Annotated in this window: 18 protein-coding genes and 1 riboswitch; of the genes, 12 read left to right on the forward strand and 6 right to left on the reverse strand. The window is 42.9% G+C overall.

The features are described from left to right. Positions 1 to 197 precede the first annotated feature (197 nt). Positions 198 to 953 carry a molybdopterin-binding protein gene (locus NF859_RS08860; RefSeq protein ID WP_252744043.1) on the forward strand — a complete coding sequence of 252 codons (756 nt, stop codon included), beginning with the start codon at positions 198 to 200 and terminating at the stop codon, positions 951 to 953. Here NF859_RS08860 and pyk read toward each other — a convergent pair. Continuing rightward, positions 950 to 2,377, reverse strand: coding sequence for a pyruvate kinase (gene pyk / locus NF859_RS08865; RefSeq protein WP_252744044.1), 1,428 nt, complete (start codon positions 2,375 to 2,377; stop codon positions 950 to 952). The two genes, NF859_RS08860 and pyk, sit on opposite strands and share 4 nt — an antisense overlap. 89 nt (positions 2,378 to 2,466) lie before the next feature. On the opposite strand from pyk, the gene NF859_RS08870 reads away from it, so the two are divergent. Then, a complete protein-coding gene (locus NF859_RS08870; protein WP_252743927.1) occupies positions 2,467 to 2,667 on the forward strand; it encodes a TIGR04140 family protein in 201 nt (66 codons plus the stop codon). Here the strand turns inward: NF859_RS08870 and NF859_RS08875 are convergent. Both NF859_RS08875 and NF859_RS08880 read right to left on the reverse strand, forming a co-directional pair. Then, complete coding sequence (locus NF859_RS08875; RefSeq protein WP_252743928.1) at positions 2,651 to 2,830, reverse strand: hypothetical protein; 180 nt, start codon at positions 2,828 to 2,830, stop codon at positions 2,651 to 2,653. The genes NF859_RS08870 and NF859_RS08875 overlap by 17 nt on opposite strands. 119 nt (positions 2,831 to 2,949) lie before the next feature. Continuing rightward, complete coding sequence (locus tag NF859_RS08880; protein WP_252743929.1) at positions 2,950 to 4,002, reverse strand: radical SAM protein; 1,053 nt, start codon at positions 4,000 to 4,002, stop codon at positions 2,950 to 2,952. 261 nt (positions 4,003 to 4,263) lie between these two features. On the opposite strand from NF859_RS08880, the gene for reads away from it, so the two are divergent. Continuing rightward, entirely contained in the window at positions 4,264 to 6,129 is a 1,866-nt protein-coding gene (for, locus tag NF859_RS08885; protein ID WP_252743930.1) for a tungsten-containing formaldehyde ferredoxin oxidoreductase, read from the forward strand. A gap of 58 nt (positions 6,130 to 6,187) precedes the next feature. Further along, positions 6,188 to 6,418 carry a MoaD/ThiS family protein gene (locus NF859_RS08890; protein WP_252744045.1) on the forward strand — a complete coding sequence of 77 codons (231 nt, stop codon included), beginning with the start codon at positions 6,188 to 6,190 and terminating at the stop codon, positions 6,416 to 6,418. On the opposite strand, the gene NF859_RS08895 is transcribed toward NF859_RS08890, so the two are convergent. From NF859_RS08895 to NF859_RS08905, 3 genes are read right to left on the reverse strand one after another with little or no spacing between them, the layout of a single operon-like run. Next, the gene (locus NF859_RS08895) at positions 6,405 to 6,746 is read right to left on the reverse strand and encodes a fumarate hydratase (protein WP_353936095.1); all 342 of its coding nucleotides are present in this window, start codon (positions 6,744 to 6,746) and stop codon (positions 6,405 to 6,407) included. The genes NF859_RS08890 and NF859_RS08895 overlap by 14 nt on opposite strands. Before the next feature lie 9 nt (positions 6,747 to 6,755). Beyond that, positions 6,756 to 7,406: a glycosyltransferase family 2 protein gene (locus tag NF859_RS08900; protein WP_252743931.1), complete on the reverse strand. Its 651-nt coding sequence runs from the start codon at positions 7,404 to 7,406 to the stop codon at positions 6,756 to 6,758. After that, positions 7,384 to 8,034, reverse strand: a complete 651-nt coding sequence (locus tag NF859_RS08905) for a zinc metalloprotease (protein ID WP_252743932.1) — start codon at positions 8,032 to 8,034, stop codon at positions 7,384 to 7,386. Before NF859_RS08905 ends, NF859_RS08900 begins: the two co-directional genes overlap by 23 nt. A 67-nt stretch (positions 8,035 to 8,101) precedes the next feature. After that, a riboswitch (Fluoride riboswitch) is annotated at positions 8,102 to 8,178 on the forward strand. 23 nt (positions 8,179 to 8,201) lie between these two features. On the opposite strand from NF859_RS08905, the gene NF859_RS08910 reads away from it, so the two are divergent. From NF859_RS08910 to NF859_RS08945, 8 genes are all read left to right on the forward strand, one after another. Next, positions 8,202 to 9,047: a prenyltransferase/squalene oxidase repeat-containing protein gene (locus NF859_RS08910; RefSeq protein ID WP_252743933.1), complete on the forward strand. Its 846-nt coding sequence runs from the start codon at positions 8,202 to 8,204 to the stop codon at positions 9,045 to 9,047. 23 nt (positions 9,048 to 9,070) lie between these two features. Next, the gene (locus NF859_RS08915) at positions 9,071 to 9,799 is read left to right on the forward strand and encodes a DUF6062 family protein (RefSeq protein ID WP_252743934.1); all 729 of its coding nucleotides are present in this window, start codon (positions 9,071 to 9,073) and stop codon (positions 9,797 to 9,799) included. Positions 9,800 to 9,837: 38 nt separating this feature from the next. Beyond that, complete coding sequence (locus tag NF859_RS08920) at positions 9,838 to 10,059, forward strand: hypothetical protein (protein WP_252743935.1); 222 nt, start codon at positions 9,838 to 9,840, stop codon at positions 10,057 to 10,059. Further along, entirely contained in the window at positions 10,056 to 10,457 is a 402-nt protein-coding gene (locus tag NF859_RS08925; protein ID WP_252743936.1) for a hypothetical protein, read from the forward strand. The genes NF859_RS08920 and NF859_RS08925 overlap by 4 nt, the downstream gene beginning before the upstream one ends. Positions 10,458 to 10,461: 4 nt before the next feature. After that, positions 10,462 to 10,806 carry a hypothetical protein gene (locus NF859_RS08930; RefSeq protein ID WP_252743937.1) on the forward strand — a complete coding sequence of 115 codons (345 nt, stop codon included), beginning with the start codon at positions 10,462 to 10,464 and terminating at the stop codon, positions 10,804 to 10,806. Next, on the forward strand, positions 10,803 to 11,174 hold the full coding sequence (gene crcB / locus NF859_RS08935) for a fluoride efflux transporter CrcB (protein WP_252743938.1): 372 nt from the start codon (positions 10,803 to 10,805) through the stop codon (positions 11,172 to 11,174). Before NF859_RS08930 ends, crcB begins: the two co-directional genes overlap by 4 nt. Positions 11,175 to 11,178: 4 nt before the next feature. After that, positions 11,179 to 11,559 (forward strand): DUF190 domain-containing protein, encoded by a 381-nt coding sequence (locus tag NF859_RS08940; RefSeq protein ID WP_087036546.1) that lies wholly within the window; start codon positions 11,179 to 11,181, stop codon positions 11,557 to 11,559. A 95-nt stretch (positions 11,560 to 11,654) separates the two neighbouring features. Next, positions 11,655 to 12,227, forward strand: coding sequence for a DUF835 domain-containing protein (locus NF859_RS08945; RefSeq protein WP_252743939.1), 573 nt, complete (start codon positions 11,655 to 11,657; stop codon positions 12,225 to 12,227). Positions 12,228 to 12,229: the final 2 nt, after the last annotated feature.

Consider the following 12,229-nt stretch of genomic DNA (forward strand, 5'->3'; position numbering starts at 1 on the left):
AACAGCAATAGAAGATACACTCTCCCAGGGTTGTATCATTTTTTCACTTTTGGTTCTTAATATCTCTAAGCTCTTCATTTTTTACCACCTTGATTGCTGATATTTTCATGCTTTATAAATCTTATGGCGAAAAACTTTCGGTGCTATCAAGAGAAAGATTAAATCCTCGGAAACACAATTGAACTATGGTGGTGAAGATGTTTGCTGAGATAATCACCATAGGAGATGAACTGCTGACCGGCAACACCGTTGACAGCAACTCCGCGTTTATAGCTCAAAAGCTCACGGAAAGGGGATATTGGGTAAAGAGAATAACAACCGTTGGGGATGATGTTGAGGACATAAAAAGCGTGATCAGAGAGGCTCTCTCCCGAAAGCCAGAAGTCTTGATAATAGCTGGGGGGTTAGGTCCAACACACGACGATGTTACGATGATTGCAGTTGCCAAAGCTCTTGGCGTTGAATTGGAATTAAGGGAAGATGCCCTCAGGAGAATTGAGGAATTTTACTTGGATCTCTATAAGAAGGGCTTTATAGATGATCCGGAAATTAATGAGGCACGTAAAAAGATGGCGTACCTACCAAAGGGAGCCGAGATGCTCAACAACCCCGTTGGGGCTGCTCCAGGCGCTTTTTTGAGTTATGAAAACACAAAAATATTTGTCCTCCCCGGAATGCCAAGAGAAATGAAGGCAATGCTTGAAAACGAAGTGCTTCCCAGACTTGGAAGGAGAGTGTTCATTCAAAAAAAGCTTCTAGCAGAGATAACAGACGAATCGAAGCTTGCTCCAATATTAAATGAAACGTTGAGCAAGTTCAGGATAAAGATACACTCATCTCCAAAGGGCTTTGGGAAATACATTGGAATAATTCTCTTTGGAGAATCAGAGGAGGAAATTGAAAGAGCAAAGAAATTCATGGAGGAAAAGGGAATAAGGTTTGAAGAGGTTTAAGGGATTTGGAAGATACGCATTGTATTTGTCCCCACGGTCTTTCCTATTGGTCTTCCCTCTGTTAAAAGCACTGTATCATCTTCTTTGACTATTCCCAATCCCTTTACCAGCATTATTATGTCCTTTTCGTTAAAGTTCTCCTCCATGCAGAATGAATAAACGCCATAGGAAAAGGCTAAGTTGTTGCAGACCCTCTCACTGCTTGAAAAAGCTAAAATCCACTGTTTCGGTTTGAAGCGGGATATTAGCCTTGGAGTTAGCCCGGTCCTTGTGGGGGTTAGGATGTATTTTATGTCTATGGCACAAAGAGCATCTATAACACTACGTGTTATCGCTTCTTTTATAGTGCTTCTTTTTGGTAACGAGTCAATCCAAGCGCGCAATCTGGAATAACCTAGGGATTCCCTATACTCCTCCGTTGTCTTAGCTATCTTTGCCATCATTTCCACCGCTTCAACGGGATACTTTCCTATGGCAGTCTCTTCAGAGAGCATCACCGCATCAGTTCCGTCGAGTATCGCATTCGCGACATCTGTTACCTCTGCCCTTTTGGGTATCCGTTCGGTGGTCATTGAGACGAGCATTTGGGTGGCAGTTATTACCGGCTTTGCTGCTAAATTGGTCTTTTTTATAAGCTGTTTCTGCATTATAGGGAGCTTTTCAATCGGCATTTCAACGCCAAGATCGCCCCTCGCTATCATTATTCCATCAGCAGCGTTTAGAATTTCATCGAAGTTCCTCACAGCGTCAGGTCTCTCTATTTTCGCAATCACGAAGAGATCTGCATTTTTCTTTTCAAGAAAGCTCTTTACTTTGAGCACATCATAAACCGAACCTACAAAAGATAGACCTATAGCATCTACCCCATGTTCAATTGCGAACTCTATTATCTCAAAGTCCCTTGGAGTTATTGCCTCTATCGGGAGATTCGCTTTTGGAATGTTTATCCCCTTATGGGAGAACAGTATCCCCCCGTTCACTACAACACATTCGACCTCATTTTCTCTGACTTCCTCAACCCTCAGCATTATGTAGCCGTCGCTCAGGTATATGGTATCACCTTTTGAAACCAGCTTTGGTAAGTCTTTAAACTCAACTGGAATAGTTGTTTCGTCACCTTCGACGTCTCTCGTCGTAAGCACAACTTTATCTCCCTTTCTTAGGGTTACGGAGTCCCCTTTTATCTTTCCCACTCGCATTTTTAATCCTGGCAAATCCCCTAAAATTGCAACTCTCCTTTCCAATTTCTCGGCGACATCTCTCACTGTCTCAATGGTCTTTGCGTGCTCTTCAAGGGTTCCATGGGAGAAGTTTATCCTCGCAACACTCATTCCAGCTTTTATCATCTTTTTTATGGTCTCTTTTTGCTTAGAAGCCGGCCCTATCGTGGCAATTATCTTTGTCTTATGAGAGGGAAGCTCCATTTCTCTCACCATTTTCTTTTTCCATCTGGGATTAATTAAGTTTTCTGGAATTCGAAAGATATTTTAAAGCCATCCTCTTAACTTTCTTCATGAGAAGAAAACTGATAACCGTAATTCCTCCCGAGGAGATACTTAAAATCAAGGAGAGCTCCAAGGCAAGGGTTGATATAAAAATCCGAGAAGCTGAGGCCTATTTTGGAATGCCCAGATGGGAGATAATCATTGATGGAAGCAACGAGGAAATCGAGAAGTTCATGAACGTCTTGATGAAGTCTAGGGCGGGAGGTTAGTAAAGCTCTCCAATTTTTCGTTTTCCTCAAGTTCTTTCTCCTTTTTCTTTAGGTATTGGGAGTACCAGCGGGTATAGATGCGAAAGATTAGATAAATCACTATCACGCTTAGTATTGCTCCTATAAGCTGTTTATCTGTAACTTCTCTCAGCGGAATGGGCATTTATTTCCCCCTTTTCGTTCCAAATATTCTTCTAAGAGTGTTTTCAAGCCGAAGAGAATGAAAAACAGCAGAAAAAGAATCAAAACCCATTTTGTGGAAACTCCAGATGTAACCTGCATTTATCCCACCAGTGCGTTCTTTAATCCGAATTCTTTCACCAGTTCAGCCGCTTTAAGCATCTCATCGTTTGTGAGCCTTCTATCAATTTCGGGATATTCATGAGCCCTGTACTCTGGACGGTATTGGAACATTACATTGACCCTAACATTCCTGCCGAGATTTTCGCTTATCCACTCTAAAATTGGCCTTGTGCAGCACTCTAAATGACCCGGCATTACAAGATGCCTTATCAAAAACTCGGCTTTGTAGTGTTTTTTAGCTAGTAAAAAGTTCCTTGTAACTGTTTCCCAGTATCTGGGAGCTTTTGAGTATTTAAGTGCATCTTCATCGTTGCCCCATTTGAAGTCCCCAAGATAAACATCGACAATCCCATCCAAAAGTTTCATGCTTTTTTCGCTCATGTACATGTTGGAATTCCACACTACCGGAATCGGAACTTTGACATACTTTAGAGTCTCAAGGATAAAAGGAAGGTTTGGAGTTGGCTCGCCACCAACGAAGTTAACGTTCTTCGCCCCCTCAGCATAGGCTACCGCTATCTTAACGGCCATCTCCTTGGGAGAATACCTCAAGCCTACGCGGTATTGGCTTATGTCCCAGTTCTGACAGAAGACGCACCTAAAGTTGCACCCGGAAAAGAAGACTGTATAAGACGGCACGAGCTCTGGCTCCTCCCCTATGTGGAGAAAATCACTCGCCACTAAACTTTCTTTCACTCTGCAGTAGCCGATCTCTTCAAATCTATTTGCGTGGCATTTGAACTCGCACAGCTCACAGCTTTCAAGCATTTTATACGCTATCAGGGCTTTTAAATCGAGGAGGCTCTTTTTGGGATTCTCTTTTAAATCGTTCTCTCTCAACTTTCCCATGCCTTCTTCGTGTGTTTCCCACAGACTCTCAAGATCCTCATCTTCTCCGAAATTAACCTCTACCTGCTTTGAATAGAAGAAATTTGGCTTTTCTTCTCCGCTTAAGATTGAAAAGTAATGGGGTAATGCATCTTTTGCTCGTTTAACTTCATCGAGTTCTACCCGCCTAAACCACATGACCATCGATTAATAATAGCACATGAACTATTAAAAGTTTAAACCTCTCCGAATGTAGCCCTGAAATACTTCCTTTGTTGAATGATTAATCTTCGATAGCATCTCCCTTTTCTCAAAGATTCTTCGAAAGACTATGCTAAACAAAAAAGCTTATTTAAGCAATAGTCGTTAAATAAGGCTGTTTTCTTGGTTTACGTCAATTAAACTATTTTATGAACCCAAAACCTTTATTAAAATTCAAGCATTAATGAACTTTGGTGATCTTCTATGAAAGGTTGGTGGGGAAGAATCCTAAGGGTTGATTTAACCAACAACAAAGTCTGGGTGCAGGAATATTCTCCGGAAGTTGCAAAGAATTTTATTGGTGGTAGAGGTCTAGCAGCCTGGATTCTTTGGAATGAAGCAAAGAACGTAGATCCTCTTGGGCCAGAAAACAAGTTAGTTTTTGCAAGTGGTCCATTTAACGGTCTCCCAACACCAAGCGGTGGAAAGATGGTTATAGCTGCCAAGAGCCCCCTGACCGGTGGTTATGGCGATGGTAACCTCGGAACAATGGCCACCGTGCATTTAAGAAAAGCCGGCTATGATGCCCTTGTCGTTGAAGGAAAGGCCAAAAAGCCCGTCTATCTCTACATCGAGGACGACAACGTGAGCATTCTCAGTGCCGAGGGTCTCTGGGGCAAAACTACCTTTGAGACAGAAAAAGAGCTCAAGGAGATACACGGTAAGAACGTGGGTGTTCTGAGCATAGGCCCCGGTGGAGAGAACCTCGTTAAATATGCCGTTGTTATCTCCCAAGAAGGAAGGGCAGCTGGAAGGCCCGGTATGGGTGCGGTAATGGGTAGTAAGAAGCTCAAGGCGGTTGTCATTAAGGGTACCAAAGAAATCCCAGTTGCTGACAAGGAGAAGCTTAGGAAGCTTTCACAAGAGGCTTATAATGCAATTCGCGACTCTCCCGGTTATCCGTTCTGGCACAGACAGGGAACAATGGCCGCTGTGGAATGGACGAATGAGAACTCTGCATTACCAACAAGGAACTTCAGCGACGGAAGCTTTGAGTTTGCCCGTTCAATAGACGGTTACACAATGGAAGGAATGAAGGTCAACCAGAGAGGTTGCCCATACTGTAACATGCCTTGTGGAAACGTGGTTCTTGATGCAGAAGGTAGAGAAAGTGAACTTGACTATGAAAACGTTGCTTTGCTAGGTTCAAATCTCGGCATAGGAAAGCTTAACGAGGTCTCAGTTCTCAACAGAATTGCAGATGAGATGGGGCTTGACACGATTTCGCTTGGAGTTTCAATATCCTATGTGATGGAAGCTAAGGAGAAGGGCATAATAAAAGATGACGATGCTCCAGAATTTGGCGATTTCAAGAAGGCCAAGCAACTTGCCTTAGACATCGCCTATAGAAGAGGAGAGCTCGGAAACTTTGCCGCTGAGGGTGTCAAAGCAATGAGCGAGAAGCTCGGTGCAAAGGACTTTGCAATGCACGTAAAAGGTCTTGAGGTCAGCGGTTATAACTGTTACATCTACCCGGCAATGGCTTTGGCGTATGGAACGAGCGCAATCGGTGCCCACCACAAGGAAGCATGGGTTATTGCATGGGAGATCGGTACAGCACCAATTGAAGGTGAAAAGGCCCAGAAGGTTGAGTACAAGATAACCTATGACCCAGAGAAGGCTGCAAAAGTTATTGAGCTCCAGAGACTTAGAGGTGGTCTCTTCGAGATGCTCACTGCCTGTAGATTGCCATGGGTTGAAGTTGGCCTAAGCTTGGACTACTATCCAAAGCTTCTCGAAGCAATCACCGGTGTTAAGTACACCTGGGACGACCTCTACAAGGCAGCCGATAGGGTTTATGCTCTCATGAGGGCATACTGGGTTAGGGAATTCAACGGCAACTGGAGCAGAGAAATGGACTATCCACCAGAGAGATGGTTCAAAGAAGGCCTTAAGAGCGGCCCATACAAAGGCCAGCACTTGAAGAAGGACAAGTACGATGCTCTACTTTCAGAATACTACAAGCTCAGAGGCTGGGACGAGAGGGGTATTCCAAAGAAAGAGACACTCAAGGAACTTGACCTTGAGTTCGTCATCCCAGAGCTTGAGAAGGTTACGAAGCTCGAGTGAGCTTTCCTTTTTCAGTAAATTTTTAATTTTCCAAGGCTCATTTCTAATGGTGATGCACATGGTGAAAATCAGGCTTATGGGGGCTTTTGCTCATCTTGCCAAAGCTAGAGAGCTTGAGGTAAAGCTCGACAGACCCAAGACAGTGAATGAGATACTTAGAGAGCTAATCCCGAGGTATGACGAATTCCATGATAAGATAATCTTCATTAACGGCAAGCCTGCAAAGGGAGATGCAGTAGTTGAGGAAGGGGATGAGATAAAAGTTATGCCCGTTCTCAGCGGGGGTTAGAGTATAAGGAGTTCCCAAAAGCGTCTATTCCCACTATAAGCGGAATTTCCTTCGTTGCTTTTTCCAGAGCTGAATTTATAGCCTCTTCTATTTCTCTTAGGTACGGGCTTTCGATTCCAGCCTCTACGAAGAAAGTCACCGTCCCGGTGTCTTGGCATACTGGGATCCCCTCTCGCTTTCCGATTTCAACGGCTTTTAAAATGTTTTCAAGGTTGAACTTTGCAGTTGGGTTATCCTCCTTTTCGTAGGCCTCTCGCAAGGATTTAACAACGTCGTCGGGAATTTTCGTGACAGCAAGCTTTATCGCTTCAAATATTGCTCTCTCCATATACTCACCTCAGTACTTGATAAGGGAGTGGATGAACCTCAAAACGTCTTCAAACCTGAAATGGCCCGTCTCAACCCCATAGATTCTCTCCACCGGGACTTCCTTAACCCTCGCTCCCATTTTCACGGCTTTTATTAAAACCTCCGTCTCAACTTCATATCTTTTGCTCTCTATTCCCGGTAGGAATTCCCTTTTGATGGCTCTAAATCCGCTTTGAGTGTCCCTCACATCAATACCCAGCTTGAGCTTTATTAAGCCAGTGCTCAGAAAGTTGCTTATCTTTCTTATAAGCGGTCTTTTTCCTTGTGCCTTTATCAGCCGAGAGCCTATAACAAAGTCTGCCTCTCCCCTCAAAATCGGATAGAGGAGCTTCTCAATTTCCTCTGGATTATGCTGACCATCTGCATCCATAAAAACCACAATGTCTCCGCTTACATTCTTGATCCCTTCTCTCATTGCCACTCCTTTGCCTTGATTTTCCTCAAGTCGGATTACCTTTGCTCCATAACTTTTTGCGACCTCTGAAGTGTTGTCTCTGCTCCCATCGTCCACAACAATAACCTCATCAACGAACTCCGGGATTTTTGAGAGAACCTTTCCAATTCTTTTTGCCTCATTGTAAGCTGGAATAACAATGCTAATCCGTTTTCCCTCTAACATTTCTTTTCAGCTCCAAAAAGCACTTCTCACAGAAATCGTCCCTTCTTAAGTCCCATTCGGCAATGACCTTTGGGGGATTCATAACGCAGTCCTCTTGACAGTGATTTAATCCGAAAGCGTGCCCTATTTCGTGTAAAATCCCTTTGAAAAGTCTATCCTCAAAAAGTTTCTTGTTTTCAGATTCAAAAGGTTTTATTGAAAGAACCATGACCTTTAGTTCGTGGAAATCCTGCTGAATCCCCAAAAATTTCTCATAAAAATCTAGGTAGGGATTTCTCGAAACTATGGGGAAGTTCACTATTCCGAATATCTTGTTCATGGTAACCTCTTCTTCGGAACTATTGTTCTTTTCCGCCCTTGCCTTCTTCTTCTCAAAAAGCTCTTCTTGAGCATGTATAAGTTTCGCATGCAAAAGTTCGGTAATTCCCTCCAGGGGGTACCCCTTAACACTCCCACCATCCGTGTGGATATTAACGAGATAACCGGGGCCCAATTCAACTTCTCCAAGATAAACAAGCCTTATTGGAAGGTTTTTTGATTTAAAATAGTTGTTAACTCTCCTGTAAGCTCCGGCGATCACCTTTTCGTTGAATGTGTTGCCAACGTGGACGAATCCAACAAGCTCCATGTCTCACCACTCGCTTGCTTATTATTTTATCTTTCCAAAAGAAAAGCTTATAAAATTACCTAAGAATTTGCCTTTGGGCGATGGCGTCCGCCCGGGGCTTCGAGCCCGAACCGCCCGCTAAGGGCTGATGACGCCTGTTCTCCGCTAAAACTTTAGGAGGCGGTAGAATGGGCTCGAAGCTAGAGAACTATGTAGATCTTAGGTCAGTTTTAAAGTATATTGAAGATAGAAGGCACGAAGACGGTGGCTATTGCTTTGTTTCCCTGCTAAATGAGACAAACGTAAATGACACCTACTATGCGGTTAAAATCTATGATTTGCTGGACATTGAAATTCCAGAGAAAGAAAAAACCGTAGAGTTCCTCTATAATTCACTAAAACCCCAACAGGCTGTTGTCGCAATAGCTATGGCAATTGAAGGGCTCGCAATTCTAGGGGCAAAAGACCTCGCAAAAGAAGGACTTTCACTGGTCTTTGAGAAATATAAACCCCTTGAAGGCAAATTTGCCGTTGGTCTTGGGGGGAGCGAAGAATTCGGAACTGCAACACCACTTGAAGCAACCTACTGGGTGCTTAGGGCTTTTAAAGCAATAGATTACAAAGTTTCTTCTGAGGAGAGAAGAAAGATAAGGGACTTCATTGAAAGCTTTAGAAAAGGGGACGGGTATGGAGTAACGCAGGCAACAACAACCATGACTTATCAAGCGATCTTTTCACTCAATGCACTGGGATATCCAATTCCAAAGACGAGACACTTCCACAGGTGCGAAGTTTACGGTGGCTTTACTGAGGTACCTTACTCTCTTCCGCCTTACCTGGAGCCGACATTCTATGCGGTTAGGGGCTTGAGGCTTATTAACGAAAAACCTCGGTACATAGAACCTCACATAAGGTTCATAAGAGCCCTTCAAAATCCCAATGGGGGCTTTAGAAGGAGTCTTGAGATGGGGATTTCAAACTTCCAGAACACCTACAGAGCTTTGAGGACACTTGATGATCTTCTGAACTTTTAATTACTTTTTTAGAGGCGGGAATAATGGACATTATAGGCGTATACCTCAAAGAAGCTCTTGGCAGGGCTGGCTGTCCTGTATGCTACTTGTTGGACAAATATGAAAAGAGCTCCATAGAGACCATTCTCTACGAGCATGTAAATGATCCCTTCGTTAGAGAAAAATTTGCAGAAAGCCTTGGTCTCTGTCCATATCATGCATGGAAGCTAAAGGAGATTGCATCATCAAATCCACTTTATGGAGGACTTGGAATAGCTGTAATATATGAACATATGCTCTCATTGTATCTTAAAAGCTTACAGAAGGGGGAGAAGATTGAAGAGAAAGAATGCTATCTCTGTAAGGCTGTAAAGGAGAAGGAGCACGATGTTGTAGAAACATTTGCAGAGCGTTTGAATGAACTTCTCGAGGATTATAAAAATTCGGAGGCAGTCTTGTGTAAAAGACATTATGAGCTAATTAATTCCCTTCTTGGAGAGGATACTTCCCTGATTGAGTCTTTAAGAGAGATTCAAATTGAAAAACTTGAGGGCATCAGGGAAAAAATGAGAAAGTTCATTGAGAAGTTTGACTACCGCTCTAGGGAAGCGCCCACTCAAAAGGAAGCCTTAGCAGTCCTACTGGCTATTGAGAGCTTGAAAGGCCTTCCGCTAGGGGTAAACTTCGTAAAAAGAGAGAAGACGGGGCATTTTTGGAGGGATTTTAGTTGGCCGTGGAGATTAGAATTTCAAAGGAAGAATTCAAAAAGATAAAACGGCAAAAAGAAGATGTACAGAAAAGATTTTACCAGTTGGACAAACTCGAAGCAACTTTGGAAGCCCTTCAGTTCAAGTTCCTAAGTGAGAAAAAAGAGCACCTTGCGAAAAGACTGGAAGAAATTGAGGAACATTATGAGCAGTTGCTGCTTTTTATTGAACGGGCCAGATCCGATAAGGAAGTGATGATGAAACTAAGGGAAATGATAAGTAGAGAAAACAAAGAGCTCAGAAAAGAGTTGGAGGAAAAAGCATGAGAATCATTTTAACTGCAGGCAATAAGTGGAGAAGGGTAGTTCTTGAGATTCCAGATGATGTATTTAAGAAAATTCAGCACTATAGTGAGAAGTACGGGTTCAGAGTGGAAGAGAGCATCAAGATAATTTTGAGAGGAGATTTTCTAGAAGAGCCCGAAGGAGATATAGAGAAGCTCAAAGAGGAGGTTAACCAGCTCCAGCAGAAACTTTATGAGATTGAAGGAAAATGGGCATCGCTGAAGTTCACTTCTTATGGGATTGCTGCAGACAATAAAAATCTGGCAATACAGCTTTCCGGGCTGATAGCTGAAAATAAAAGACTCAGGAAAGTTCTAAGAAGAGAAGAAAAGGACTACACGTCGATAGAAAAGCTCATCCGTTACTACCTAGGGTTGTGAGATAATGGAGAAGCTTAAACGTGATGTGCACATGCTCTATGAAAAGTACAAGGAGATAATAGCCGATCAGAAAAAGCTTTTAAATGCGCTTAGTGAGCTAACTGGGAAGAGTTTTGAAGCTCTGACAGAGCTTTACTTGGATATTGACGAAAGCGACGAGTTGAGATTAAGAGCATTGTTTGCCTCACTCGTTTACAAAATACACGAAGCATGGAACGCTAATCGGATGATTTCAATGCAGATAATGGGTTACAATGCAGATAGAAAGTTGAGAGGGGAAAAGACTATTGGGGAAGACATAGAATGCCTTGTGGATAAATACTTAGGAATAGGAGGCAGGAAAAAATGAACACTAAAATCCTCTTGGCAGTTGGCGTTGGGGGAATGCTGGGAGCAATAATACGCTATGGCGTTGCAGGCTTACTCCCAGTTTACAAAGATTTTCCCGTAGGAACTCTATTGGTGAACAGCATAGCCAGCTTTCTGCTTGGTTATTTATATGGACTAATCTTCTTCGGTTATGAGGTTTCTCCCAACTGGAGGGCTTTCTTTGGAACTGGATTCTGCGGTGGCTTGAGCACATTCTCGACTTTTTCATACGAGACTTTCAGCCTTTTAAGGGAAAGGGAGCATTTTCTTGCCCTCCTAAACATCTCGGCAAACGTTATAATGACTATAAGCTTAGTGTTTTTGGGATTCCTTCTTGCAAGGAGGTGAAAGGATGGTAGAGATTGAACACTGGAATACTCTGAGAATGAAAATTTACATAGGGGAAAGCGATACCTGGCATGGAAGACCACTTTATAAGGCAATAGTAGAAAAACTGAGGGAGATGGGACTTGCTGGGGCAACTGTTTATAGGGGTATCTACGGTTTTGGAAAAAAGAGCAAGGTTCACTCAAGTGATGTTCTGAGGCTCTCCACGGATCTGCCGATAATAATTGAGGCCGTGGACAGGGGGCACATGATAGAGAGGGCTATAAACGAGATAAAGCCAATGATAAAGGACGGCATGATAACGGTTGAGCCTGTTATAGTTGTGTGGGTGGGGACAAGAGAAGAAATAAAGAAGTTCGAAGAAGATGCTGTGAGGGAAGAGTAGGTTTGTGCATCGTTTTAATTCTTGTTACTAATCCAGTTCATTAAAAATTTATTAACAACAATTTTATAAAGCTCTTTACCGTAACTAAAGCCGCCATGATGAGCATTAATTTTGCAATGTTATTTGTTGCGAAAGATGTCATCGGGGAGGACACTTACCTTGTTCTTTTCTATATTCCGTTTGCTTTTGGAATACTGAAGAACTTTCTTGAGATTTTCGTTTCTAAGGATAAGCAAAAGGTGAGTGATAAGCAGCTTCCTCCTGGTGCATACCTCTATCCTTCGCTTGACATTGATCACCTCGTCACTGAGGTTCTTAGAGATAGGAAGCCGGTAGCAGTCGTTAGAAATCCTCACCTTTTCGAGAAGTATGAGCTCCCCTTTGTGTGGTTGAGCAAAGTGAGAAAAGAGAATGCAGTCAGCCCAACTCACCTTGAAAAGATTCTTCACTGGGCGGTGACGACAGTTACAAGCGAAGATGCCTTGATTATTGATGGAATTGAATACCTTATCCTGGAGAACGGGTTTGAGCCTGTTTTTAGATTCCTCGTTAATTTGAAAGATCAAATTCTCCTTAAAAACTCGGTTCTTGTCCTTGTAGTTGATGAAAGAGCCCTAGAAGAAAAGCATGCTTTTCTCCTGCAGAGGGAGTTTAAAAAGATCCTCTAAAA

This window comes from Thermococcus alcaliphilus (assembly GCF_024054535.1).
Lineage (GTDB): Archaea > Methanobacteriota_B > Thermococci > Thermococcales > Thermococcaceae > Thermococcus_A > Thermococcus_A alcaliphilus.